Source organism: Paenibacillus sp. JNU01 (assembly GCF_059130585.1).
Window position 1 is genome coordinate 5,296,183 of the sequence record NZ_CP169723.1, and the last position, 25,329, is coordinate 5,321,511.

General features: G+C 46.9%; 22 protein-coding genes. 18 read left to right on the forward strand and 4 right to left on the reverse strand.

Annotation, left to right across the window (positions count from 1 at the left end):
* Window positions 1-1,106 precede the first annotated feature (1,106 nt).
* The 11 genes from NLBNIHML_RS22975 to NLBNIHML_RS23025 all read left to right on the forward strand — a co-directional run bounded on the left by NLBNIHML_RS22975 (window position 1,107) and on the right by NLBNIHML_RS23025 (window position 13,243).
* The gene (locus tag NLBNIHML_RS22975) at window positions 1,107-1,496 is read left to right on the forward strand and encodes a GntR family transcriptional regulator (RefSeq protein WP_339240045.1); all 390 of its coding nucleotides are present in this window, start codon (window positions 1,107-1,109) and stop codon (window positions 1,494-1,496) included.
* Entirely contained in the window at window positions 1,489-2,391 is a 903-nt protein-coding gene (locus tag NLBNIHML_RS22980; protein ID WP_339259201.1) for an ABC transporter ATP-binding protein, read from the forward strand. Before NLBNIHML_RS22975 ends, NLBNIHML_RS22980 begins: the two co-directional genes overlap by 8 nt.
* Window positions 2,366-4,393 carry a hypothetical protein gene (locus tag NLBNIHML_RS22985; protein WP_339259203.1) on the forward strand — a complete coding sequence of 676 codons (2,028 nt, stop codon included), beginning with the start codon at window positions 2,366-2,368 and terminating at the stop codon, window positions 4,391-4,393. Before NLBNIHML_RS22980 ends, NLBNIHML_RS22985 begins: the two co-directional genes overlap by 26 nt.
* A 659-nt stretch (window positions 4,394-5,052) precedes the next feature.
* Complete coding sequence (locus NLBNIHML_RS22990; RefSeq protein ID WP_342572042.1) at window positions 5,053-5,988, forward strand: hypothetical protein; 936 nt, start codon at window positions 5,053-5,055, stop codon at window positions 5,986-5,988.
* Between the two features lie 80 nt (window positions 5,989-6,068).
* Window positions 6,069-7,094 (forward strand): alpha/beta hydrolase, encoded by a 1,026-nt coding sequence (locus tag NLBNIHML_RS22995; RefSeq protein WP_494352854.1) that lies wholly within the window; start codon window positions 6,069-6,071, stop codon window positions 7,092-7,094.
* A gap of 52 nt (window positions 7,095-7,146) precedes the next feature.
* A complete protein-coding gene (gene nikR / locus NLBNIHML_RS23000; RefSeq protein ID WP_494352855.1) occupies window positions 7,147-7,692 on the forward strand; it encodes a nickel-responsive transcriptional regulator NikR in 546 nt (181 codons plus the stop codon).
* Window positions 7,693-7,985: 293 nt separating this feature from the next.
* Window positions 7,986-9,647, forward strand: a complete 1,662-nt coding sequence (locus NLBNIHML_RS23005) for an ABC transporter substrate-binding protein (protein ID WP_494352856.1) — start codon at window positions 7,986-7,988, stop codon at window positions 9,645-9,647.
* Between the two features lie 42 nt (window positions 9,648-9,689).
* On the forward strand, window positions 9,690-10,685 hold the full coding sequence (locus NLBNIHML_RS23010; RefSeq protein WP_339259209.1) for an ABC transporter permease: 996 nt from the start codon (window positions 9,690-9,692) through the stop codon (window positions 10,683-10,685).
* Window positions 10,682-11,683 carry an ABC transporter permease gene (locus tag NLBNIHML_RS23015; protein ID WP_339259211.1) on the forward strand — a complete coding sequence of 334 codons (1,002 nt, stop codon included), beginning with the start codon at window positions 10,682-10,684 and terminating at the stop codon, window positions 11,681-11,683. The genes NLBNIHML_RS23010 and NLBNIHML_RS23015 overlap by 4 nt, the downstream gene beginning before the upstream one ends.
* Window positions 11,684-11,685: 2 nt before the next feature.
* Window positions 11,686-12,642: an ABC transporter ATP-binding protein gene (locus NLBNIHML_RS23020; protein ID WP_339259212.1), complete on the forward strand. Its 957-nt coding sequence runs from the start codon at window positions 11,686-11,688 to the stop codon at window positions 12,640-12,642.
* Complete coding sequence (locus tag NLBNIHML_RS23025; RefSeq protein ID WP_339259213.1) at window positions 12,632-13,243, forward strand: ABC transporter ATP-binding protein; 612 nt, start codon at window positions 12,632-12,634, stop codon at window positions 13,241-13,243. Before NLBNIHML_RS23020 ends, NLBNIHML_RS23025 begins: the two co-directional genes overlap by 11 nt.
* A gap of 208 nt (window positions 13,244-13,451) precedes the next feature.
* Here NLBNIHML_RS23025 and NLBNIHML_RS23030 read toward each other — a convergent pair whose 3' ends face one another.
* The gene (locus NLBNIHML_RS23030; RefSeq protein WP_339259215.1) at window positions 13,452-14,642 is read right to left on the reverse strand and encodes a MalY/PatB family protein; all 1,191 of its coding nucleotides are present in this window, start codon (window positions 14,640-14,642) and stop codon (window positions 13,452-13,454) included.
* Window positions 14,643-15,053: 411 nt separating this feature from the next.
* Here NLBNIHML_RS23030 and NLBNIHML_RS23035 point away from each other — a divergent pair, with 411 nt between their 5' ends.
* Window positions 15,054-15,743, forward strand: a complete 690-nt coding sequence (locus NLBNIHML_RS23035; RefSeq protein WP_339259217.1) for a stalk domain-containing protein — start codon at window positions 15,054-15,056, stop codon at window positions 15,741-15,743.
* Between the two features lie 183 nt (window positions 15,744-15,926).
* Here the strand turns inward: NLBNIHML_RS23035 and NLBNIHML_RS23040 are convergent, their stop codons facing one another.
* Entirely contained in the window at window positions 15,927-17,936 is a 2,010-nt protein-coding gene (locus NLBNIHML_RS23040; protein WP_494352857.1) for a S9 family peptidase, read from the reverse strand.
* A gap of 563 nt (window positions 17,937-18,499) precedes the next feature.
* Between NLBNIHML_RS23040 and NLBNIHML_RS23045 the strand changes: the two genes are divergently transcribed.
* From NLBNIHML_RS23045 to NLBNIHML_RS23070, 6 genes are all read left to right on the forward strand, one after another.
* Window positions 18,500-19,057 carry an STM3941 family protein gene (locus tag NLBNIHML_RS23045; protein ID WP_342572053.1) on the forward strand — a complete coding sequence of 186 codons (558 nt, stop codon included), beginning with the start codon at window positions 18,500-18,502 and terminating at the stop codon, window positions 19,055-19,057.
* Window positions 19,058-19,101: 44 nt separating this feature from the next.
* A complete protein-coding gene (locus NLBNIHML_RS23050) occupies window positions 19,102-19,968 on the forward strand; it encodes an aldo/keto reductase (RefSeq protein ID WP_339240070.1) in 867 nt (288 codons plus the stop codon).
* A gap of 222 nt (window positions 19,969-20,190) precedes the next feature.
* The gene (locus NLBNIHML_RS23055; protein ID WP_076331852.1) at window positions 20,191-20,577 is read left to right on the forward strand and encodes a GntR family transcriptional regulator; all 387 of its coding nucleotides are present in this window, start codon (window positions 20,191-20,193) and stop codon (window positions 20,575-20,577) included.
* Complete coding sequence (locus NLBNIHML_RS23060) at window positions 20,570-21,268, forward strand: ABC transporter ATP-binding protein (RefSeq protein ID WP_494352858.1); 699 nt, start codon at window positions 20,570-20,572, stop codon at window positions 21,266-21,268. Before NLBNIHML_RS23055 ends, NLBNIHML_RS23060 begins: the two co-directional genes overlap by 8 nt.
* On the forward strand, window positions 21,265-22,005 hold the full coding sequence (locus NLBNIHML_RS23065; protein ID WP_494352859.1) for a hypothetical protein: 741 nt from the start codon (window positions 21,265-21,267) through the stop codon (window positions 22,003-22,005). Before NLBNIHML_RS23060 ends, NLBNIHML_RS23065 begins: the two co-directional genes overlap by 4 nt.
* Window positions 22,006-22,364: 359 nt before the next feature.
* On the forward strand, window positions 22,365-22,865 hold the full coding sequence (locus NLBNIHML_RS23070; RefSeq protein WP_494352860.1) for an LURP-one-related/scramblase family protein: 501 nt from the start codon (window positions 22,365-22,367) through the stop codon (window positions 22,863-22,865).
* 104 nt (window positions 22,866-22,969) lie between these two features.
* On the opposite strand, the gene NLBNIHML_RS23075 is transcribed toward NLBNIHML_RS23070, so the two are convergent.
* Both NLBNIHML_RS23075 and NLBNIHML_RS23080 read right to left on the reverse strand, forming a co-directional pair.
* Complete coding sequence (locus NLBNIHML_RS23075) at window positions 22,970-23,854, reverse strand: WYL domain-containing protein (RefSeq protein ID WP_494352861.1); 885 nt, start codon at window positions 23,852-23,854, stop codon at window positions 22,970-22,972.
* On the reverse strand, window positions 23,802-25,157 hold the full coding sequence (locus NLBNIHML_RS23080; protein ID WP_339259230.1) for a helix-turn-helix transcriptional regulator: 1,356 nt from the start codon (window positions 25,155-25,157) through the stop codon (window positions 23,802-23,804). The genes NLBNIHML_RS23075 and NLBNIHML_RS23080 overlap by 53 nt, the downstream gene beginning before the upstream one ends.
* Between the last annotated feature and the right edge of the window lie 172 nt (window positions 25,158-25,329).

A 25,329-nucleotide genomic window follows, 5' to 3' on the forward strand; every position in this document is an offset into this window, starting at 1 on the left:
AGGTATTAAGGTTGTAACAGATGCTTTGGAGGTAGCTTCCTACAGAATGTTTCAGCTACACTTCTTCGGCTGTATTCCTGCTTTGAATATTTATTCTCTGATTATTTATTTCTCTGTGAATGTATAGTTCAACTTGTATCCGTTAAATACGATCATATATTTGTCCACTACAAAAGAACATTTATCTCAATTTTGTCTTTCAAAGAGTGGACACTTTTTCTAAAAAGGTACTATATCTCTCCAAATAAATGAAACACTACATATAGAAGTTGTTTGATTAAAGAAATGTTAACAATCTATATGCAGAATATTAATTTCAGCTTGATTACACATGTCCGTGTCCACCCTTTGAAAGACATATCTGCAATATGTATGCGCAGGGCGGACAACACGAGTTGGCACCTCATACGAACAGACAAATATCAATCTTCAAATTTCATACCAACAAACCCAATGAATAACAAGCGAAGTCTACACTCAACCACTGCATAGTAGCTCATTCATACCAACCCCGAATTTAAAGCAAGTGCATCGTTTTGCTAACTCTAATATAGCTGCTTGCTGAACAGCCAACCACCGTGCAGACAATGAATCTACCAAGCAACACAACATATAGCGCATGACAGACCTAACAATCAATCAGGTTAAACGTGCACAAAATAGTAATCAAGATACAGTGATTATTGAACAATAGTTCATCTCCATCATAACGGAAGGGGAAAGACCTGAACAACCTTTGTAATGTAATTCTGTCAAAAGCGTCAAGCAAAGGTCTCGGGTAGGCGTATCACATCAAATAACCATAACGCTTCAAGTAGACGTATCACTTCAGTAAGCCTATCTCACCTGACCTCATATGAATGCCACTCTAATTATACCCCGTACTAATCCGAGACGAACTTGCTCCCAAATATTTTGATATGTCAAATAAACCATATGTTATCTCTTTTAACGTACTCCGAATAAAACAGGAAGTCAAAGTTAACGGTTGACAATCCGATTAACTGTATTAATAATAGTAGTACAGTTAATACACCTAATACACTTCAGATACAGTCATTTAAACCCATAGGTTATTTCAAACATTTACAGAAAGGAGGTGCGGGATGTTCGAATTAGATGTACGCAGTCGTAAGGCGATCTACGAGCAACTGGTGGACAAAGTCAAAGAAATGATCGTATACGGTATTCTAAAGCCTGACGAGCAGCTTCCTTCCGTTCGTGCGTTATCCACGCAGCTGACTGTGAATCCGAATACGATTCAGAAAGCGTATCGCGAGCTTGAACGTGAAGGTTACATCTATTCTTTGCAGGGAAAAGGAAGCTTCGTATCATCGTCAGTGGAACATCCGAATGAAGCCATGAGAGATGAGATCAGAGAGTCTCTGGTGAAGTTGATTGCAGAAGCTTCGTATTCCGGTATGACCAAAGCGGATATGACGCTTTTGTTTGAGGAAGCGATGGCCCGTATAGAGAAGGAGGAGCCTCATGATTGAGCTGAATCAAGTCGTCAAAGCGTTTGAACAGGAAAAGGCAGTGGATGGCGTAACGATGAACATACATAAGGGATCGATCTATGGTTTGCTCGGTTCCAACGGGGCAGGCAAGACATCGCTGCTCAAAATGATGGCTGGTATTTACCGTCAGGATAGCGGGACTGTTCGTATCGAGGATGCTGAAATTTATGAAAATATGGATCTCAAAGGCCGCACGATCTTTATGGCAGATGCGCCCTACTTTTTCCCACAATCTTCAATAACTCAGATGGCTGCATTTTATCGTTCCGTATATCCACGCTGGAATGAGGAGCGGTTCAAGCAACTGGCCACCGTGTTCAAACTGGATGTAAAACGTAAGCTGCATCGCATGTCCAAAGGCATGCGCCGTCAGGCAGCCGTATGGCTGGGACTTAGCTGCATGCCTGAAGTGCTGCTGATGGATGAGCCGATTGACGGCCTCGACCCGGTCATGCGCCAGCAGATCAAAAACTTGCTCTTCCAGGAAGCAGCTGAGCGTCAGGTAACCATTGTTATCTCGTCGCACAACTTGCGTGAGATTGAAGATCTGTGTGACCATGTGGCGATTATGCACAAAGGCCGAATTATTGTAGAGAAGGATCTCGATGATCTGAAGGCCGATACGCACAAAATCCAGGTTGCTTTCCGACATCCGGACCATGCCAAAGCCATGGATGAACAGATTGATATTTTGCATGAAGAAAAACGGGGAAGTGTATCTCTGTACATTGTCAAAGGCAACCGACAACAGGTAACGGATCAATTCCGTATACATGATCCGTATCTGCTGGATGTACTGCCTCTGACGCTCGAAGAAATCTTTATCTACGAAATGGAGGACGCAGGGTATGATATTCAACCGATTGTTCTGTAACCGGGGCATCCTGATCCAAAATTTCAGACAGCATGGATGGATCGGCATTTTATATCTAATCACGTTGCTGTTCTCGTTACCGTTATATATCGCTACGGAGTACAGGGACGTGCCACAGCAGATTACAAGTCTGTTTCAGGCCAATGGTGAAGTGCAGATTCTGTTCGCCATTACACTACCCGTAGCGGCTGGAATCTTTCTTTTTCGATATATTCAATCCGGTTCACCTTCTGATCTGTTCCATAGTTTGCCTTTACGTCGTAAACATCTGTTAACGGTTAATCTGTTGACTGGATATGCCATGATCCTGCTTCCAATCTGGATTACAACTGCGATTACCGGCTGGGTATGGGCAGTGCTGGACCAACCTGCTTTTCTGTTCGATGGCAGTGCGATCTGGATGTGGGGCTTGAGCATGAGTATTTACTCGTTGTTTATGTTCATGCTAACTGTGGCGGTCGGCATGTGCATTGGTCAATCTGTTTTGCAGGGGCTCACTGTGTACGCGCTACTCTTGTTACCTGTTGTTGTGTGGTTCATTATGTCACTTCATCTCCAGCATTATTTGCTTGGATATCCGTACGATGAATTGGGACGTAATGCGGAAGAAATGTCACTTGTTCTTCGTGTAGCTTCAATCAGTTATTCTCCTGTCACTAATGGAGAGCTTATAATCTATTCGATATTTACAATCCTGTTTATTCCGCTGACTTATGTGCTCTATGCAAAGAGACAGGTTGAGTCCGCTACACAAGCAGTTACATTCACTCTAGTAAAACCTATATTCCGCTTTGGTTTAATGTTTACGCTTGTTCTGATTGGCGGAGCTTACTTCACGATCATTGCTCCAAGAGAATCAGCCGGATGGGGAATCTTCGGATATATTCTTGGTGGAATTGTAGGTTATATCATTGCCGAGATGATTATTCGTAAAACATGGTTGATCTGGAGCAGCAAGTTACTACCCAAGATGATTCTATATGGTATTATCGCTGGTCTGATACTGTACGTACCTATTGCCGATTGGAATGGATACGCTGCCCGAGTGCCTGAACTGAATAAGGTTAAAAGTATCAAGCTTGGCGGGGATCGTTATATCTATAGTAATGGTGTCAATCAGAAGATGGATGACGGTCACCTCTATTCCAATGATTCGGAATACATGGGGGCAGTTATCGCTCTTCATCAAAAAATTGTCGATTCCGATCTTCCTTTATTGAATGATCCGATCAATCCAGGGATGCGTAACGATGAGTATGTATTTATTAACTACAAGCTGGATAACGGCAAGTTGATAAAACGTAAATACTATATTCCAGAAGCTGAATTCCATCAGGAATTGATGGCTCTGAAACAATCCCAGGACTACAAAAGAGTTGCCTTTGAAACGTATAAGCTGGAAGAAGATGCATTAAGTTTTGGCATTCGTTCTTCCACAAGTTCATACCGAAAGGTGTACATCAGCAATCCGGAGCAAGTCCGTGAGTTCAAGGAACTATTGAGACAGGACATTTTGGATCAGACCTACGAAGAACAGCGCTCTCCGTGGCAGTCGTTTGCTTACGCAGAGATGAATCAGGACTCGTCTTCGAAAGATCCAACTCAACCGAGGGAGATGTGGAATTTTGAGATCAAACCTAGCTATGATCGGGTGCTGGCCTGGTTGAAGGAGAACAACTTATACGACCAGTTGCTTGTCCAGGCAGACGAGATTGTCTCCGCACAGTTTGTGAAGCAGGAGATCAACAGTCCGGGTTCGCTTCAGTGGGCGAACCCGGAGCCCGAATATATCGATGGGAGTCTAAGTATCAAGAAGCAGGTCGCAACCCAAAATAAAGAAATCATTAGCGATTTGCTCAAACGTCAACGGTCTGGTTATAAAACAGAGAAAGATACCATCTACCAGATTAAGTTGAATGTGACTCGTGGCGAGAACATCTACATGATGCTGAAAGAAGAAGACCTAACAGAGGCAATGAAAGCTATACTGGTCAATCAATAAGTTGAGTTATATAGGTTGTTAACCATAAGCGGGAAGGGTTCTCCCGTTGATTAAAGGGTTGATATTAGACCAGGAAAACTATATAAATTGAACTAAACTATTTACACAAAACGGAGAGGACAGAAAGGACCTGAAGAAGCGGAGCGTTCGCCTTTATCCCCGGATTTCCCCTTTATAAAAGGAATCAAAAAAATCTGGGGATAACAGCGATCGGAAGGTTGTTCTGTCATCGGAGTGTGGAGTGTAAATATTCTTTAATTCAATTTATATAGACTCGACTTGACCAGATACAGCGAATGGAATATATTAGAAAAAGGGAAGGTTCGAGCGACTCGTTCAATCGAATCTCATATGGAACGGCTTATGAGGGAAGCACCCGTAAGAGCAGGCAAATGCCTGTCTTGCGGGTGCTTTTTTGTCGTTCGCTGATTTCGTTGGCGATTCTGCTACATATTTTAGAAGAGAGGGTGTAGAGACGCATGCAAACAGAAGCATGGAAGGAAACGATAAATGGACATGAGGCCATGTTAGCGATGGTATATAGTTGTTCCCTATTGGAATTATCAAGATCACATCACTTCATAGACCATCATGGTTTCTTGGAAGGAACGAAGGTCCGACAGCCTATCGAAGATTTAGCTTTAGAGGACATGGCTTCAATGGAGACAAGTGTAGGTCCATCTCGTGTTCTGACAGGACATAGCGGTAGTCACGCAGCACGTCAACGTAAAGTCCAACGATCTCATTTGCGATCATTCGCTCCTCTTTTATTTGGATCACGCCTACTTATAGGACTTGTGATTTTGTTCGGCACAGGCATGAGCTATTTTGCTTCTTCAGTCGAGGCGGCGGGCATAGATCTTGGTGTAACCGCGCAGAAAGCCTGGGACTCCGTTTTGAACAAAGCCGATGCCCAAACCAAGTTAACCTTGAAGCAAACGTATGAGAAAGTAGGGAACTGGAAGGCTCAAGAGCAGGCTTGGGAACAAAAAATAAAAACACTTCATGCCGCCAATACCGCGGAATTGGAGCGATTGCGTGTAGTAATAAGACAAACCGATGACGCGAAAATCGCGGCTTTATCTGAAAAGGTAAAACAGACCCAAGCCCGATATGAACCGCTATTCGCCCTCTATAGTTCAGTCAATCGACAGCTGGATGCAGCCAAAGCCATCAAAAATAAGGAATGGAGTGCAGCAATCCGTACGCAGGCGGAGACATTAAAACCCGTTGTGCAGCTCGCCAGAGAAGACATTCGGATCAAGAAAAAGGAACTTGCTGAAGCGCGTAAACGGAAGAGCACTGAAATAAAACGTTTACGAGCTATGCTAGCAGGGGCCGACTCGGCGAAAAAACAGATTCAAACGGCTAAAAAACAGGCAACTCTGGCAAAAGAACGATATTCGGGCGCGCTACAACAGTTCAAACAGAATACAAAGCAAGGCCAAACGTCGCGTGTACTCAGCTCATTGAACACATTGGCTTCTGCAGCAGAGAAGTGGGCAGGTACAAAACAACATATCCACACTTTGGAGCAAAAAGTATCCACTACATATATGAAAGTCAGACAGGAAATCGCCAAGAGATCCAAATAAGAGGAAACCCGGTCCTCTCCGCAACGTACACCACTTTAGATGTAAAGACGCTTCGATGATGATGGAACGAGGTGAAGCTGTTGCAGTCCAAGTTGGAGGCAAAACGTACGGGGGCAAGAGGGTTTAAACGTAAACGGTACTGGATTCCCAGCGTTGTACTCATTTTCATCATAGGTTTTGTTGGAATGGGTGCTCAATTCACACCCAAAATAACGGTATTTTTATTAAAATCATTCATTGAGATTGCTAATCAAGATAGGAACAGCAAAGATCGTATAATCTCGGAAGGCGTAACTCGTGTTGCGAATGTGCCCTATGCAGACGAAGGCCGTAATGACAGTACGCTGGATATCTATCATCCTTCCGTAACATCGGAACCTTTGCCGGTCGTGTTGTGGGTTCATGGCGGTGGATGGGTCTTGGGAGACAAAGCGGACATCGCAGAGTATGCCGTACAATTAGCCAAGCAGGGTTACGTTGTCGTTAGTATGAATTATGCGCTCGCACCAGATACGACATATCCCACTCCCGTGATCCAGACGAATCAGGTTTTGACTTACGTGAAGAACCATGTCAGCGAGTATCAGGGTGACCCGGAAAACATATTTCTCGCAGGCAACTCGGCAGGTGCCCAGATTGCAAGTCAGACTGCGGCCGTGGTGACGAATCCATCCCTCGCCAAGCTGATGAATATAACACCATCCGTTCAGCCAGAAGAATTACGTGGGGTTCTTCTATTCTGTGGTCCTTACAATCTGAGCACAGTAGCGGAAACAGGCTTTCCACTCATACGTACATTTCTCTGGTCATATACGGGAGTCAAAACATTTGAAGACTACCCAAGATTAGATGAAATGTCGACCGTTCTACAGACTACCGAAGCGTACCCGCCTGCATTTATTACCTCAGGCAATGATGACCCGTTGACCAGTCAATCGATTGAGCTGGCACAAGTCTTGAAGCGACTTGATGTTGATACGGAAACGTTATTTTTCTCGAACTCCTCAGAGAAGCTGGGACATGATTATCAATTTGATCTGAAGAGTGATGCTGGTCAACAGGCAATACGTTCGGCAGTACGATTTATGCAACAGTATAGTCGATGAGCAGACAAGTCTGTGGTACACTCGAAGCAAATGAGGGCGCAGGAGGAGAAGCATGGCAGACAAAGAAGATTTGACCCGGTTCGGGGTGGCGTTTCCGACACCTCTAATTGAGCAGTTTGACCAGTATATTGAGGAACAGGGATACAAAAACCGATCCGAAGCTTTCCGTGATCTTGTTCGCAAAACATTACTTCAACCTTCCGTACTGCAATCCGATCAGGATGTAGCTGGCACCATTGTGATGGTCTATGATCACCATGTCAGTGATCTTCCCATTCGCTTGATGGAGCTCCAACATGAGGCGCATCATGACATCATCTCCAATATGCATGTACACCTGAACCATGACCAATGCCTGGAGGTCATTGCAGTACGGGGAAACCTGGGGCGGTTGCGTCACCTGCATCAACAGATCCAAGTACAAAAAGGGGTCTTGTATGCTGAGCTTTCTGTGACCTTTGTGGATGAACTCAACAAACTGGCTTATGCTCATAGTCATGATCAGGATGACAATCCGAATCAAAGTCAGGATCACAATCACAGTGCGAGTCAGCATGGTCACAGTCATCATCATAAACATCATCGTTCTGCCGATTAAGATGAAATGAAGTGTGAGTCAATTTCTATGAAAATATAGCGAATCTAAAAAACAGACCTTTGGTTAGATGCCAACCGTCTGTTTTTTTTGTTGTTTGTTACAATACCTAACTTTATGAAGCGATACAGTTGCCGGTTTATATGAATTTTCAATGATTAAATCAAATATATGAAAATATTTGGATTTTGGAGTGAACTTTATTGACATAAGTTTTGCGTTTTGTGCTACAATTTCCGTAAAAAGTAACACGGAATAAGTGAGTGCAGCACATATTTAGAGGGGGAACGACCAGAATGGACAGATTTACATGGAGATGGGGAAAACGAAGAACAGTTAGAACAGGATTAGGCTTCCTGCTTATATGTTCCATTGGATTATCGGGTTGTGCACAGGGATCGGCGCCAACAGCTTCATCAGCAGAGAATGGCCAGTCCGGAACAACCTCAACCAAGGACGAATTGGTGCTGGCTGTTGGTACCGAGCCGGAAGGCGGGTTTGATCCGACAACCGGATGGGGGCAATATGGTTCACCGCTTTTCCAGAGTACTTTGCTGAAGAGAGACGCCAAGCTTCAACTGGTTAACGATCTGGCTACGGCATACTCCGTTAGTGAAGATGGGTTAACCTGGAAGATTACGCTTCGGGATGATGTGAAGTTCTCTGATGGGGAACCTTTGACGTCTGAGGATGTGAAATTTACGTTTGATACGGCTGCTCAGAGTGGTTCTGTGATTGATTTGACGAATATGGCTGATGTGCAGGCACCTGATGATCAAACGGTCATATTCACACTGAAGTCGCCGCAGTCAACATTCATCAGCCTGCTGACGACACTCGGCATTGTGCCTGAACACGCCTATGGTGCTGATTATGCAGAGCATCCGGTTGGATCAGGACCGTACAAGCTGGTTCAGTGGGACAAAGGACAACAAGCCATCGTTGAAGCCAATGAAGAGTATTACGGTAACAAGTCTGCATTCCACAAACTCACCTTCCTCTATCTGGATGAAGATGCGGCCTATGCTGCTGCACAGGCAGGTACAGTGGATATCGCTGCGATCCCGGCAGCATTTAGCAAACAACAAGTGAATGGCATGACATTAGAGGCCGTAAAAACGGTAGATAACCGGGGCATTATGTTCCCCATGCAGCCTGCTGGTGCCAAGTCGGGCGATGGTCTCCCCGCAGGGAATGATGTGACATCCGATCTGGCGATTCGCCAAGCGGTGAATGTCGTGATTGATCGTAAGGCTTTGGTTGAGGGTGTACTTGAAGGATATGGTCGTCCTGCTTATTCCGTCAGTGATGATCTGCCTTGGAGCAATGCAGAAGCTGTATTTACGGATGCCAATCTTGATGAAGCGAAGCGCATTCTGGCGTCTGGTGGCTGGGTGGATGCAGATGGTGATGGTATCGTCGAGAAAAACGGGGTTAAGGCCGAGTTCAATCTGCTTTATTTTGCAGGGGATATAACAAGACAATCTCTGGCCTTAGCTGCTGCGGATATGGTTGCCCAGGCGGGAATTAAAATCAATGTTGAAGGTAAAAGCCGTGAAGAGACGAAAAAGATGGCTTACTCCAACGCTGTATTATTTGGTTGGGGCAGTCATGATCCACTGGAAACCTATAACCTCTATAGCAGTACCCACAAGGGAGAGGGATATTACAATGTAGGACTGTACAGTAATCCTGTCGTGGATTCATGGATGGAGAAGGCCCTTCAGGCCACCAGTGAGGAAGAGGCATTGCCCTACTGGCAAAAAGCGGAATGGGATGGCACAACAGGTTTCAGTTATCAGGGGGATGCACCTTGGGCGTGGCTCGTAAATATAGACCATCTGTATCTGGTTACGAATGGATTAAACATTGGCGAGCAGCAGATTCACCCCCATGGTCACGGCTGGCCAGTGACATCCAATCTGGAGGAATGGTCCTGGGATAACAGCGCGAAATAAGAAGTATAGCGGTAGCTTTAGCCTGAATTGGGGAGAGATTGGATGACGGGCAGGAATGGATGGGCCAGATTTGTTGGTAATAAAGTGTTGCGACTTGTATCTCTATTGGTTGGAGTCAGTGTGGTGTCTTTTATATTAATGCAATTTTCCCCTGTGGACCCGATCGAAGCTTACATTGGTGGAGACATGATCAGGGTAAGTGCGGAACAGCGCAGTTTAATCGAAGAGCGTTGGGGATTGAATGACTCTCCAATGGAACGATTGCTGACCTGGGGACAAGCACTGATTCAGGGAGATTTGGGAACATCAATGATCTATAGACAACCTGTAGCGGATATTATCCAGGAACGATTCATGAATTCTGTCGCGCTTATGGTTGTAGCCTGGCTACTGTCTGGTATCTTCGGGTTCACTCTGGGTGTAGTTGCTGCCATGAGAAGGGATTCAAGGCTGGATCGCCTGATCTGCTGGTATTGTTACACGCTGGCCTCCACGCCGGTATTCTGGATTGCGCTGTTGCTGCTAATGGTATTTGGAGTGTGGCTCGGATGGCTTCCAGTTGGCCTTGGGGTACCCGCAGGGATGTCGGCTGATCAGGTGACCTGGGGAGATCGGGCTATTCATATGATTCTGCCAGCGTTGACTCTCAGTCTGACCGGGGTAGCTTCCATCGCGCTGCATACCCGGCAGAAGCTCATGGATGTGCTGGATTCGGATTATATTCTATTTGCGAGAGCACGGGGTGAGCGTGGATTTCAGCTGTTTCGTCGACATGGGTTCAGACATGTTGTTTTGCCAGCGATCACGCTGCAGTTTGCTTCGTTCAGTGAACTGTTCGGCGGGGCTGTGCTGGCAGAACAGGTATTTTCATACCCTGGCCTTGGTCAGGCAACGGTTCAAGCGGGGTTGCGTGGAGATGTTCCACTGCTGCTTGGACTTGTGATGTGCAGTGCGATTTTTGTTTTTACGGGTAATATGATTGCCGACATTCTGTATCGCTTGATCGATCCACGAATGAAGGAGGAGCTGATATCATGAAGCAGACTGTAGAACGTTCCTCTGAGCAGACGGCAGATACAGCCCAAGTACAGAAAGTGAAAACTGCAAAACAAGAGATAAGGTACAACATTACTTCGGAATTTCTGCAAGTGGGGGCGGAACGAGAAACAAGCCAAACTAGAAGAGGAGGATATGCTCGTATCAAAGACCAACATTTCCGCAATCCTCGCCAAAGGGCGGTGATCTGGGGAAGCCTTGCAGTGATCTGGATTATCCTTGTGTGGTCGACGGGAAGGCTACTACCCGCTGGTTCTACGCTGACTTCATTAATGGATCGAAATCTGTCTCCAACCTGGGCGCATCCATTTGGCACAGATTGGCTCGGAAGAGATATGTTCATGCGTACGTTAAAAGGACTGGCAACCAGCATTCAAGTGGGACTACTTGCTGCATGTGGTGGCGGATTGATCGCACTACTGCTGGGTTTGGGGGCGGCTTCTAGCCGAGTTGCTGACCGGGTAATCTCATGGATCATCGACCTGTTCCTGAGTGTGCCTCATCTGGTATCGCTGGTTATGTTGGCCTTTGTATTTGGTGGGGGTTTGGCAGGAGTGGCGGCAGCCATCGCGCTGACGCACTGGCCGAATCTGGCCCGGATTGTACGAGCGGAGATGATTCAACTGAAATCCGTGGAGTACATTCAGATTTCACACAAGTTGGGTCAATCACGATTACGGATTGCGGTGCAGCATATGCTGCCACATTTAGTCCCGCAACTGTTTGTGGGCGTACTGTTAATTTTCCCCCATGCGATTCTGCATGAGGCAGCCATTACGTTTCTGGGGCTGGGGTTATCCCCGCAGCAACCGGCAATTGGCATTATTTTGTCAGAGTCGATGAGATATTTATCTGCTGGCATGTGGTGGCTCGCCTTTTTCCCGGGACTGGCATTGTTGCTGGTTGTTCGTGCGTTTGATGTATTGGGCAACAGTCTGAAGACGTTGACGGGTACAGGTAGTTCAAGGGAGGTGAGGTAGCTATGGCTCTTCTTGATATTCAGGGATTATCGGTGTCATTTCGACGCGCTCGTGGTTGGTTTGGACATGAACGGACTGATGTCATTCAGAATCTGGATCTTTCCATAAACGAGGGCGAGATTGTCGCTATTGTAGGCGCAAGTGGATCGGGTAAAAGTGTGCTTGCGCAGGCCATCATGGGTATTCTGCCTGCCAACGCCAAGTTGGAGGGCAGCATTAGCTACAATAACGAACCTTTGACCCCGGAGCGGCAGCTTCAACTGCGTGGAGACGAACTGATGTTGATTCCACAATCCGTCAGTTATTTGGACCCGCTGATGAAGGTGGGGAGGCAGGTTCAGTCGGTAAGCCGGGGTGCCGGACAGAAGCGCCGCTTCAAGACTCAATCCCACGTGAAAAAGTCGGAGCAGGAGCTGACGGAGCGTTATCAACTCCCACGGGGAACGGGCGAGAAATATCCGTTTGAGTTGTCCGGAGGTATGGCAAGGCGAGTGCTGATGGCTACAGCGACCTCAGGCCAGCCAAAGCTGATCATTGCGGATGAGCCGACACCAGGCATTCATCCCGAAGTGCTGGCCGAGACGATGAAGCAATTTCGCGAACTCGCAGATCAAGGCGTAGGCATCTTATGGATTACGCATGATGTTACGACTGCCCTGACGGCGGCCGATCGCATCGCTGTATTTTATGCGGGTGCCAATGTAGAGACAGCCCAGGTGGATGATTTTACGGGTAATGGAGAACGACTGCGCCATCCGTATACGAAAGCCCTTTGGAATGCGCTGCCGCAGAATGGATTTCAGCCACTCCCAGGCTCCCAGCCGTTGGCAGGTCAAGGGATCATTAGAGGATGTTCATTTGCTCCCCGCTGTAGCGCAGCAACCGCTGCATGTATCTCTGAACGTCCTCCGCTTCGTCAGATACGAGGCGGAGAAGTGAGGTGTCTCCATGTCACTTAAAGCACAGGATGTAAGTTATCGTTACGATCAGAAATCGTGGGTGTTTCAGCAGATGAACATGCAGGTGCAACAAGGCGAAGTCGTTGGCTTGTGGGGACCGAGTGGCTGTGGGAAAACAAGTCTTGGGCGCATCCTTGCAGGATATGCCGAACCCGTGGCAGGACAAGTGTTACTGGATGGTGAACCGCTCCCTCGTACAGGGGTATGTCCGGTTCAGTTGGTGTATCAGCACCCGGAGAAAGCTGTGAATCCACGCTGGCGGATGCGTCGTGTCCTTCAGGAGGCGGCTGTACAGGATGAGCAGTTGCTCGAAGCTTTGGGGATTCAGCAAGCTTGGCTGGACCGCAGACCGGGTGAATTATCCGGTGGGGAACTGCAACGATTCTGTGTGGCGCGAGCACTCGGTACATCGACACGTTATGTGATCGCAGATGAAATGACCACAATGCTGGATGCGATCACGCAGGCACAGATCTGGCATACCGTGATGGACGTGGCTCGCCAGCGTGATCTGGGATTACTGATCATAAGTCATGATCGGGATCTGCTGAACAGGCTGTGCGATAAAATTATTCCGATGCCGATTGCGATGTCACTGTAAGGTTAATTATGTTTCAATAAATATATGGATTGAATAGAAAAAAAGAGAATAGAAAAGAAAACGAAAAGGGGTGCCCCTAGTACTGTCATTGACCATGAATGTGAGTCATGGACTTGACTACGGGGCACCCCTTGTTCCATTTTACAGATATTCGTCTTATCGATCAGCATACGTTCTGTTCGCAACGTGCATAGAGTTAACTGTCAGCTTATTTGTCCGACAAGTTGCTGAGCAACACAGATAATCTGCGCATCGCCTCTTCCACCGTGGAACGCGGACAGGCTACATTAATACGCATGAACCCTGTACCCTCGGTTCCAAAGGAGCTCCCGTCATTGAAGGCAAGTCCTGCTTCGTGAAGCAGCATATTGCATAGTTGTGCATGTGGGATATTCAGCTCCCGAAAATCCATCCATAACAGATAGGTTGCTTCGGGCAGATGCATTTTGATCTCTGGCATATGTTCTGCAACATATTGCTGTACATACTCCATATTTCCGCGGATATATACCAGGCACTCCTCCAGCCATTCCTCTGCATCATTGTAAGCAGCTTCGGTCGCAACAGCCCCCAGTGTGCTGATACCGGCAAGTCCCATCGTTCTTACACCCTGTGCGAAAGATTCCCGTAACTTGGCATTTGGGATGATGATGTTGGACGTGCAGAGGCCGGGAATGTTGAACGTTTTGCTTGGAGCCGTACAGATGATACTTAGATCAGAGACGGCGTCCGAGATCAGGGTGAGCGGTGTATGAGCTCCGCGTTGGTGAACAAGATCGGCGTGAATTTCATCCGAAACGATCAGTACGTTGTATTGCAGACATAACGACGTAAGGCCTTCAAGCTCCTCCCGAGTCCATACACGTCCAACCGGATTATGTGGACTGCACAGAATCAGCATTTTGACCCGACCGGTCTGCAAGCTGGATTCCAGTTGTTTCAGATCCATCGTGTAATGACCCTTATTCTCAACCAAAGGATTGGTAATCAGTTCACGGCCTTGACCACGTACGACCTCGTAGAAGGGAGCATACACCGGAGTCTGGATGACCACTGCATCTCCCGGATCAGTGAATCGTTGTACAGCAATGCTGAGTGCAGGCACAATACCTGGCGTGAATACGATCCAGTCATCGTTAATTTTCCAGTTGTGGCGCCGCTGCATCCAATCTGCAACGGCTGCATGATACGCCTCGGTCCGCACTGTATAACCGAAAATTCCGTGCTCCATCCGTGTTTGCAGGGCCTGGATTACGGACGGTGGAGCAGCGAAATCCATATCAGCCACCCACATCGGAAGCGCATCTGCGACGCCGAAGATATCCTCAAGTGCATCCCACTTCTCCGATCCGGTAGAGACCCGGTTAATAGACTGATCAAATGTACTTTTATTGTTCATCGTATAAATCCCCCTTGAGTTCCGTTCCTTCGACCACAATTCGACATATCATTATCTAATACATTGGTTCATTTCGCAACTGTTGTGCGTGTATGATTAACTTCATAGGTATGGTCTGGAATTCAGGACTTTATTCATATAAGAACAACTTAACGAGTCAGAGAACAGCAACAATACGACAAAGACTATTTTTGTACGCCCTTGGTCCTGTTTTGTTCATTTATCGTTTACAACCTCTTGTCAGATGCTATTATATTGCTAACATTTGATGGGACAAATGGCTGTTATCCGAATAAGCTCGTACCCATACATGATGAGCATAACGACATGAGTCTTTTGCGTAAATCGAGCGATCGCCTTGGATCGTATTATGCCAAAGACTGACATTTGAACTCAGGAGGCGTTTTAGAGATGAAAAGCAAAAAGTGGTTGATTACTGCAAGTGTATTCGGCATGGTGTTGACCGGTTCGGCAGGCGTATATGCAGGTACACAACTGGAGACGATCAAAGCTTATCTGAACCATGGGCTCGCCATCGAAGTGAACGGGCAGAAATTCACACCGACAGGTGACCAGGGCAAGAAGCTTGCGCCAATTACATACCAGGGAAGTACCTATCTCCCCGTTCGTTCGATTGCGGATGCGTTGAAAACCGAAGTAAAGTATGATTCCCAGAACAATAAAGTAAGCATCGGCTCCTCAAGTTCCTCCGGTGGGTCGACATCCACAGGTAACAGCGGATCAACCTCCCCCTCAACAGGTACTAACACTCAGGCTTCAGGTGTGAAGTCCAAGTATCTGCCAGCAGATTTCCCTTTACCGAAGGATGCGAAGGCGACAAGTCTCGTTGAGAACATCATGGATGGCAACAAAAAAGTGGTGCTCACGTACACAACAAAAGAAACGTTGCTAACCGTTGGAACCTCCTACAAAGACTACTATCAGACCAAAAACTTGACTCAGAATACTCAGGATATACAGGAAGACGGCTTCAGCATCGTGGGTCGTGAAGATGGTAAATATGCCGTAACGATCACGGGTTCTGTGTCTGCAACCAACAAAGACCTGAATGAAGTTACCGTGGTATGGGGCGAAGAGTAAGCGACGAATATAACCACATGTCCTCATACTACCCTGCTTGAGTCGTTCAAAGTATAGTGATCCGTATTCTTCTATTATTCAAAAGGTAACGCCAAAAGCCGCCCGTTGAAATCGAAACAGATTTCTGCGGGCGGCTTTTATGTTTAATTCATATCTGGTTCTATGCATGGAACTGACAGTCCGTTACAGGTACTCGTTAAACCAACCGGCAATATGCTCCAGACGGCGTACCCTCAAGTGGGGATGACCGCCGCGAGACAATTCATGGTTGGCCCCAGGGAAACGAACGAGACGAGTCGTCTGCTTGCGCCGTTTCAACGCAATGTATAATTGCTCGGCCTGTTCAATCGGACACCGCAGATCCTGTTCGCCATGCAAAATGAGCAGCGGAGTACTCACGTTGCCGACATAAGCGAGCGGGGAATGTTTCCACAGTTTTTCAGTGTCATCCCACGCGTTGCCGCCAATCTGATCTTCTGTGAAGAAATAGCCAATGTCACTGACGCCGTAAAAAGATAACCAGTTGGAGATGGAACGTTGGGTCACAGCAGCTTTGAAGCGATCGGTGTGCCCAACAATCCAGTTGGTCATGAAACCACCATAACTGCCACCGGTTACGCCCAGTCTGGATTCATCAATAAATTCATACTGGGACAGGGCATAATCCACGCTCTCCATGAGATCGCGATAGTCGCCTCCGCCGTAATCGCCACGACAGGCATCTACAAACTGCTGTCCGTATCCGAGTCCTCCGCGTGGATTGATGTACACAACAGCATAGCCTTGTGCGGCTAGAATCTGGAACTCGTGCATGAATGTGAAACCATACATCATGTGCGGGCCGCCATGAATCTCCAGAATGGTCGGGATTTTGACCCCGTCAACCATACCACGAGGTTTCATGATCCACCCTTGCAGCCGCAGGCCATCCGAGGCGTTGAACCAGAAGGTCTCGGGTGAACTAAGATGGATCTCATCCTCAAGCTGTGGATTGCTGCGGGTAAGCTGAATTGGTTCTACACCGGAATCTTCCGGTTGTTTATACATATAGAGATCACCAGGATTTCGCGTATTGGCAACAGCAGCAACGATCTGTCCGTTTTCCAATTCGGCAAATTGATAAATCTCCTGTTCATCAGGCAATATATACTCGGCACTGCTGCCGTCTATTGCGAATTTGGCGATGCGTACACTACCATGAATGGTCGCTAGGCAGAGGATGGATGAACCATCCCGGCTGAATACAGGTCCCGTGGTTGTCAGATGTGATCGCATATCACCAACAATGCTGTGATTCAACTGTACGTCCCAATCCGTGCTCAGACATACGGGTTCACCACCTGATACAGGCAGGGTATATAACTTCACAAGTGTGGCATTTCCATAAGAACGGTCACTGGCGAGCAGGGCCAGGGAATGTCCATCCGGTGCAAATGTCAGTCGGCTGAACGTATATCCTTCCGGGGTCAACTGCTGCACATCCGACCCGTCTGCCTTGGCAAGGTACACATGATTGGTCAGGGTGTAATCGTTGTGTTCCTCGCCTTCTTCGGGCATCTGTGCAATCCATACGATGGATGTTCCGTCCGGGGACCAAGCGTAGTCTCCAACGTCATAGTGACCCGTAGTTACAGGAATGGCTTCCGCATCAATGGGTGCAAGAGCAAAGAGATGGGATCGTTTTCCGTCCCATAATCCGCCCGCATCTGATTTCATGCGAATTCGGTCCACAACATGTTCTTGCGGCAGTTTATGGTTATCGTCTTTAGAATCGGTATGTTCTGATTCGTCTTCTCCGCTCATATCCACGGATGATTTCACAAGTAGGGTATGGCCATCTGGTGACCAGAGCAAGGAGCTGACGCCATGTTTCAGGTGACTGATCTGCTGTGCTTCTCCGCCATCTGTTGCGATAATCCACACCTGGGGTTTCCCATCAACCTCTCGTAAAAAAGCAAGCTGGGACCCATCCGGTGACCAGGCAGGGGAATGATCCTTCTCTCCAGAGGTAAAGGGCCTGTCCTTCTGACTCCCCAGATGCAGCAGTCTCAGGTGAGAACAATAACCGTCACGTGCTTCATTCGTTTTCCGGCTTACATATACCAGTTGTCCGCCTTGAGGAGACGGGGTCGGATCGTTAACCCATGTAATCTGATAAAGATCTTCCGATGTTATGCCGCGCTGACTCATCATTGCTTGTCCTCCCACCATGAATTAGAATTGGCTATTTTCCTAACCTTTCCATTTATATTAACGGAAAGCAAGGGACAGGACAATAAGTGTAATGAAGGAGGAGTAAGACATTTAACTCAATGTATATTAATTGAATTAAATATTTGCACGTAACGTAGAGGACAGAAATAACCTGAAGAAGCGGAGCGTTCGCCTAAAAGCTTTCTGAAAGAAAGCTGCATCGGAAGCATAGGCTATCCCCGGATTTTCACTTTGAGAAAGTGGATTCGAAAAATCTGGGGATAACAGCGATCGGAAGGTTGTTCTGTCATCGGAGTGACCCATGTAAAAATTCTTTAGTTCAATTCATATAAGTGTGTTAAAGGAATTGCTCGAAAGATGACGAATCCTAATGTTGAATAACCGCAGAAATGACGAAAAATGGTCTTAATTCAATGTTTAACATTGGTGAATTTGGTTTAATGTACAATGCAATTCCTGTTCTACATTTAAGTACTTGGTTCATAGCCATTCGTTTATATAGAACGCGTAAGATTCAGTCGTAATGAAGGAGGAACGTCACGTTGAGCACATCCTATGAACAGCATGTAGAATATCCAAACCGGAAACGAATGGCGTGGCTTACGGCGGGGGCGGCACTTTTTGTGGCAGCCGGATTTTTTTTGATTTTTGATCGTTCTTCAGTTACGAATGATTCCATCCTCTCGGGGGTGATTGGAATACTATCCATTTTGTTTTTTGGGCTATGTTTTTGCTACAGTCTGGTAAAGATGATTAAGAAGGAACCTTCTTTTGTGATCAATGAGGATGGGTTTGTAGATGCATCTTCTTATACCGCAGGAGGGGCAGTGGCCTGGAAAGACGTTGAGAATATTTTTATGTATGAATTGATGGGACAGAAAATGATCGGGGTTAAATTGCGGGACGAGAAAGCCTTTCTGGATCGTCAGAATGGGATGAAACGCAAATTGATGACGGTCAACAGCAATATGGTCGATGCGACCATCAGCGTTGCCCAGAGTAGCCTTACCATGCCACTGGATCAGTTGTATATCATGATGATGAGGCACTGGAGACATGTAAGTGATGGCATGATTTATGATTCGTATAGTCATCGTTAGAGAGGTCACAATGTCCATAAACTCTTCAGAATGGAGGAATATAGATGATGCATGGTGATCAGACACGCACGATTCTGCTTCCAGATGGAACTGTCCTGCCCGCGATCGGACAAGGCACGTGGTACATGGGAGAGAAGCAATCCAGCCAGGAAGAAGAAGTACGGGCATTGCGTTCCGGTATTGAACTGGGAATGACCGTGATTGATACGGCAGAGATGTATGCAGAGGGTGGGGCAGAAGTTGTTACGGGAAAGGCTATCTCAGGCCTTCGTGATGAAGTCTTTCTCGTATCGAAAGTGTATCCCCATCATGCAGATCGCAAGCAGATGATCACGGCCTGTGAGCGCTCTCTCAAGCGATTGGGAACGGATCGTCTGGACCTGTATTTGCTCCACTGGCGTGGAGGTGTACCGCTCGAAGAGACGGTTCAGGCTTTGGAACAATTGAAACAGTCCGGTAAAATTCTGCGATGGGGTGTCTCGAATCTGGACACAAGGGATATGCAGGAATTATGGAGTTTGCCAGAGGGTTCTCAGTGCATGGTGAATCAGGTACTGTACAATGCAACTTCGCGTGGTATTGAACATGATTTGCTCCCTTGGATGCGGGAACGTAGCGTTCCTGTTATGGCATATTGTCCACTGGCTCAGGGGGGCAGACTTCGGAGTGAATTGTTGGAGCATCCGGTCATTCAGGAGATTGCGCAGGATCGAGGAGTTACGACTTCTCAGATCGCATTAGCCTGGGTCATCCGGGACGGAGATGTGCTGGCGATTCCCAAGGCGGTACAGCTGAATCATGTGGCAGACAATGCAGCAGCAGTGAATATCGTTTTGACACAAGAGGAACGGACCCGATTGGATGAGGCTTTCCCTGCACCTAAAGGCAAGGTACCTTTAGACATCGTGTAGATGGTATCTTTGAACGATAAGCATGTGAGTAAGGTGAAAATACGAATATTGAGCGATGCAGGGCAGATCTATACGATCTGCTCTTTTTTTTGTATGTGCACAGAAATCGGAAGCATGTCCATCAACGAAGCGAATATATATTTTGACAAATGGGCTTTACAACACTATATTACTAGTGTACTATGTAACTAACACACCAGTACAGAGAGGAGCGAGTGCTTTGTGACTATGGAATTTGATAACAACTTACCAATATATCTGCAGATTATGCAGTACATCAAGAGACAGATTGTAACCGGGACACTTCAGGCAGGTGACAAAATCCCTTCGGTTCGTGAACTGGCGGCTGAATTACAGATCAATCCCAATACAGTACAACGGACATTTCAGGAACTGGAGCGAGAAGAAGTGGTCGAAACCAAACGGGGCTTGGGCAGATACGTGACAAGTGAGGAGCGGAAGATTATGACGATCAAAAAAGAGATGGCCAGTGAGTTGCTGGAACGCTTTCTAACCGGAATGCAGGAACTGGGGATTGAAGAGCAGGATATTTTATCCATCGTAGCCGATGCCGTTGCGGAAGGAAAGGGAGGAACAACGCATGAGTAACATCCTTGAACTGAACCAGATTAACAAGACTTATGGCAATAAGAGAGCGCTCAGTAATATTACATTGGATATTGCTCCTGGCCGAATTGTTGGCCTGCTGGGTAGTAATGGCAGTGGAAAAAGCACACTCATGAAACTGGTTGCAGGTTTGCTGCATCCTACTAGCGGAACGATTCAAGTGACAGGTAAGCCTGTTGGGCTGGATACGAAGTCATTGGTTTCATTTATGCCGGATCGCCCATTAACCGAGAAGTGGATGAGAGTGCGGGATGCGATTGCGTACTACCGCGATTTCTATGCTGATTTTGACGAGGAGAAGGCACGGGAGATGCTCGATTTCATGAATCTTGTGGAGAGTGATTGGGTGCGGCATCTATCCAAAGGGATGAATGAACGACTGCAACTAACACTGGCGCTATCCCGCAAGGCTCGTCTATATCTGTTGGATGAACCGATTGGCGGAGTAGATCCGGTTGCGCGTGGCAAGATTCTGGATGCGATCGTCAAATTCTATGATGAAGACAGCAGTCTGATCATTTCCACACATCTGGTGAATGATATCGAACGGATTTTTGATGAAGTGGTCTTCATTCGTGAAGGTCAACTGGTGATGCGGGAAGAAGTGGAAACGCTCCGTCTGAAATATGGGAAAAGTGTGGATGAGATGTTCAAGGAGGTCTATGCGGAATGATGACATTATTGAAGTATGACTTTAGAAGGAACTGGAATACACTGCTGGCGGGGCTCGTTATTTTGATTATTGCGCAAGTGGCGCTATCCCTTTTCATGTCTGAGGTCGTAGGGGTTGTGCTTGGCATTATGGGTTATGTTGGAGTAGGTATGGCTGTTTATGTGAAAATGATCAAAACATACACGTCCAATATCCGCTCTTATAATCGCCGTCTTTTACCCGTAACAGGCCTATCGCATGTGTTGTCTCCTTTGATCTTTGGAGCTCTTTGCGGGCTGGGATTAGTCATTATATTTACGATTCATGCCTACATTTATATTTCAATGAAGCTCAGAATGAACATGGCTACCCATATTGATCTTTCGGGTCTGCATGTATCGGATTATGTTAGTTTGTTACTGTTTATCGCATGGGTTATCGTATTCATGACCGTGATCATCTTCCTTTCGATCTCGATTGCAGGCAGCTTCCGTTGGAGAACCGGACCATGGATCGGAATCGTTGCATTCTTGGTCCTCGTTAATCTGATTGGCTGGTTGGAGAATATGATTATGACAGGACGCTTCAGTCCAAATGAGATGTTCCGTTACACCGAAAATAGTACAGGGATTTCAATCACAGCCAATGGCGTATTATGGTCGGATGGCATGTGGGGAAGCACTATATTCGAAGTGATCGTAGCGATCATTCTGGTGTGGGCTACCATTTACCTGAACAACAAAAAAGTTGAAGTCTAAGGACCGCGCTATAAGCAGGTTAGAATAAAACGACACGGGCGACGAGAGTTGCTCGTTTTGTCATACCGAGATTTCACTTTTTGAATCGCATCCCAATGAATACACGTAATTCTATATAAATAGAACTAGACATTTACACAAAACGGAGAGGACAGAAAGGACCTGAAGAAGCGGAGCGTTCTCCTTTATCACCGGATTTCCCCTCATAGAAGGAATCAAAAAAATCTGGGGATAACAGCGATCGGAAGGTTGTTCTGTCATCGAAGTGTACAGTGTAAATATTCTTTAGCGTATTCATTGGTTGCTAAACCCGGTTAAAGAGAACGAAAGGGGCCATGTAAGGGAAAGGAGAACGTAATATGGAGCTATACTTCAGGGATAATTTTTTTAATGCGGGTTACACCGAAATTATGAATTCGAATCAGGAACAGGCCGGACATCTTGATTTGAAAAGTGTTTTTGGCTCTTCGCTCGATGTATCCGATCACTCGGGATTGGTCTGTAGCGGCAAATTCCGCATGTTAACCAATCGTTGGGATATCACTGCAGCCGATGGGAGACATCTGGGCGTATTGCGAGCGAGGTTTAGTTTCTTCAGCAAAAAGTATGAGTATGATGCAGGATCGCGCGGTATATACGATGTGTCTGCTCCCGCATTTTCGCAGGAATATGATGTCAGTGGAAGTGGTGGACGCATCGTGGCAAGTTTCCGTCGCACCAGCGGCTGGTTTAGTTCAGGGGCATTTGTATTGGATAACCAGTCTGAACAACTGGACACATATGAATTAATTGCAGTCGTCATGGGTGTGCATGCGATCAACAAGAGACGAAATTCAGCTGCCAGCAGTGGCGGAACCTAGTTTAGGCTCATGAACAGTAAAAAGGTCTGGATGAGATCATCCAGACCTTTTTCATATGGGTTTATTTTTGGGCAAAAAATTAGGGTTAATCCACTCTTACGTAATCAATGACCATCGGCTTTTGCAAGCGGTTTTTCCTCATGTTGGCGGTGCTGAGCTTCATTGGAGTGTTCGGCATGGTTATCAGGCTCTTTTTCCGCATAACGGGCCAATGCCTTCGCAGCAGTCTCGGACATTCGCTCCCGCAACATTGGATGGTCAGCGATTCGAACCCGTTTGCCGAGAAAACGCATTTTGGATAAGACATAATCCATCTCATTTCGCGGGATGGTCAGCTCAATCCGATATGTCTGCTTGGCTTCCGTGTACTCGACCTGTTTCTCGAAGCATGAGAAAGCATAGAGGATTCGGGACAGCTCCTGATTGAACTCCGGCAACACTTCGATGGTGATCGTCGTTTTGCGCTTCTCCGTAATTGCAGCAATTCGGGCAGTATAGCGAGAAGCGGTATCCGGGTCAACCGGTTGGGCTTCCACGGCAACGATGCTGTGCAGCTTGGTAGACATGAGTTTGTCGAAGCGAGGTGCGTACCAGAGCACATACCATTCTTTTTTGACCATGGAATACTCCAGTTTATACGGGAAACCAAATTCATCATGGCTTGTGCGTCCATTGCGGCCGCGGCCTGTCATTCGAAATCCCTGATGATGCAGAATGATTAGCCGTAACGGTCTAAGTAGTGGATGAGAGACACTGTGTTCCTCACTTTTGGCTTTTTCGGTCAGATAGTACTGAAGATTCAGATCCTGCTCACCGTTCAGCATGTTGTGCATTTTATCCAATGTTACAGCGCTCAGGGCTTCTCTTGCGGCAGGGTGATTCAGCATCATGCGAAGCCAGGCCCGTTCCTGTGAGGTCCAGGTGAACAGTCCGGTTTCATTCAGTCGGGTCATCATCTGGTAATTGAACATCTTCTCGAACAGGTTCATAATATTCGGCAATCTCCTTCCATTCCTGGATCATCTCCTGGCGTAGCCTCTGCGGTTCAATAATTTCGCAGCTTGAGCCAAAACTCCGCAACCACGGTTTGATCTCGGTGGTACCGTTAACCTGGATTTCGTAGAGAAAGGAATGGTCCGTTTCGGGTATGATCTTGCCCCATTGACCTTGAAGACGAACCCGATCCAGAATGAAATTGCGCTGACCACGTCCCGGGTGGAAAAAGCGAGCTTGAACCGTCACGGTATTCCCTGTGTCTACGAGCCAACTGTAGCGACTGATGTCAGTCCACTGCTGCTTCAACTCGAGCATGTATTCCTCTTCGACTGAATCCTCTTCCTCCAGTTGGGTTATGCCTTCCATGCGGAATTTCACGAAGCCACGGCGGCCCTGAAATCCAATGACATACCAACGACCATACTGATGGTCATAGACCACTTCAAGGGGCACGATCCGGTTGGATCGACCACCTGCTTCTCGTTCAAAGCGTGGATTCGTATTCTGTGAACTGTAGCTGGATGGTTTTTTCGGTGAATAGTATAGGAACTGCACACGCTTGCGCTGACGAATCGCACTAAGCAGCGTGTAGAGATGAGCTTCGTCCAGGATACGAGAATAATAGTGATACTTGTAGATATAGGGTTCGGTGGCTTCTTCTTGCGGAAAACTTGCGGTAATGGCTTTCTTCAGACTGTCCCGCAATAAGTACCCCTGTACGGAAGGAACCTGGGTATTTGCCATTATATCCACAAAATCATACAACTCCAGCTGTTCCTCCACGGTTAATTCGGTAAGGACATCTTGCTCCAAAGCATAGCGATACGGTCTGCCACCCGGCTCTTTTCGAATAACGCCAACCTCTTCCAGATATTTCAGATCAGAGCGAATGGTTTTCTCGTCAGGTAACGCCAGATCTTCCGGCAGATCAGCACAGCAGGCGTCCAGCAGTTCCATTGCGGTCAGGGCTGTGTTCTGTAGGGTATGCAAAAGGACGGAAAGGCGCTGAACTTCAGTCTCTTTCATCGACTTGGCGCGGAAGAGGAAGAGCAGCATGGGCTCTGCGGATTCTCCGTACTGGAAGCGCACGAGGTCTGCCATTTCCCGGCTTGCTTCGGCACCTAAACGTTGATCAGTGACGGTCTGCATGATTTCTTTTAACCTGCGATTGGTTTTATCAAAGGTATGTACGGATATGCCAAGCCGCTCGGCGTACTGTTTGCGGGTATATGCACCACTGGTCAGGGTTAACATGCGTAAGAACTGAATTTCTTTGTCAAAACTCTCTTTAGCCATAAGTATTCACTCCTTGGTGGCCTGGAGTCAGGCGGATATAATGGACGACGATGTTGGCAGAACAATTCTGCGGTATAGGAACATTCTTGAACTTCCCATTGGCGATATCCCTTTATTGTAGCAGGAAGAGTGTCAGGTTTCATTTAAACTTATGAAGGTTGACTCCATCGCA

Excerpts from the sequence above, each read along its gene's own strand:
- NLBNIHML_RS22975 (WP_339240045.1), top strand. The coding sequence starts at position 1,107 with ATGTTCGAATTAGATGTACGCAGTCGTAAGGCGATCTACGAGCAACTG.
- NLBNIHML_RS22980 (WP_339259201.1), top strand. The coding sequence starts at position 1,489 with ATGATTGAGCTGAATCAAGTCGTCAAAGCGTTTGAACAGGAAAAGGCA.
- NLBNIHML_RS22985 (WP_339259203.1), top strand. The coding sequence starts at position 2,366 with ATGATATTCAACCGATTGTTCTGTAACCGGGGCATCCTGATCCAAAAT.
- NLBNIHML_RS22990 (WP_342572042.1), top strand. The coding sequence starts at position 5,053 with ATGGAGACAAGTGTAGGTCCATCTCGTGTTCTGACAGGACATAGCGGT.
- nikR (WP_494352855.1), top strand. The coding sequence starts at position 7,147 with ATGGCAGACAAAGAAGATTTGACCCGGTTCGGGGTGGCGTTTCCGACA.
- NLBNIHML_RS23005 (WP_494352856.1), top strand. The coding sequence starts at position 7,986 with ATGGACAGATTTACATGGAGATGGGGAAAACGAAGAACAGTTAGAACA.
- NLBNIHML_RS23010 (WP_339259209.1), top strand. The coding sequence starts at position 9,690 with ATGACGGGCAGGAATGGATGGGCCAGATTTGTTGGTAATAAAGTGTTG.
- NLBNIHML_RS23015 (WP_339259211.1), top strand. The coding sequence starts at position 10,682 with ATGAAGCAGACTGTAGAACGTTCCTCTGAGCAGACGGCAGATACAGCC.
- NLBNIHML_RS23020 (WP_339259212.1), top strand. The coding sequence starts at position 11,686 with ATGGCTCTTCTTGATATTCAGGGATTATCGGTGTCATTTCGACGCGCT.
- NLBNIHML_RS23025 (WP_339259213.1), top strand. The coding sequence starts at position 12,632 with ATGTCACTTAAAGCACAGGATGTAAGTTATCGTTACGATCAGAAATCG.
- NLBNIHML_RS23030 (WP_339259215.1), bottom strand. The coding sequence starts at position 14,642 with ATGAACAATAAAAGTACATTTGATCAGTCTATTAACCGGGTCTCTACC.
- NLBNIHML_RS23035 (WP_339259217.1), top strand. The coding sequence starts at position 15,054 with ATGAAAAGCAAAAAGTGGTTGATTACTGCAAGTGTATTCGGCATGGTG.
- NLBNIHML_RS23040 (WP_494352857.1), bottom strand. The coding sequence starts at position 17,936 with ATGATGAGTCAGCGCGGCATAACATCGGAAGATCTTTATCAGATTACA.
- NLBNIHML_RS23050 (WP_339240070.1), top strand. The coding sequence starts at position 19,102 with ATGATGCATGGTGATCAGACACGCACGATTCTGCTTCCAGATGGAACT.
- NLBNIHML_RS23060 (WP_494352858.1), top strand. The coding sequence starts at position 20,570 with ATGAGTAACATCCTTGAACTGAACCAGATTAACAAGACTTATGGCAAT.
- NLBNIHML_RS23065 (WP_494352859.1), top strand. The coding sequence starts at position 21,265 with ATGATGACATTATTGAAGTATGACTTTAGAAGGAACTGGAATACACTG.
- NLBNIHML_RS23070 (WP_494352860.1), top strand. The coding sequence starts at position 22,365 with ATGGAGCTATACTTCAGGGATAATTTTTTTAATGCGGGTTACACCGAA.
- NLBNIHML_RS23075 (WP_494352861.1), bottom strand. The coding sequence starts at position 23,854 with ATGAACCTGTTCGAGAAGATGTTCAATTACCAGATGATGACCCGACTG.
- NLBNIHML_RS23080 (WP_339259230.1), bottom strand. The coding sequence starts at position 25,157 with ATGGCTAAAGAGAGTTTTGACAAAGAAATTCAGTTCTTACGCATGTTA.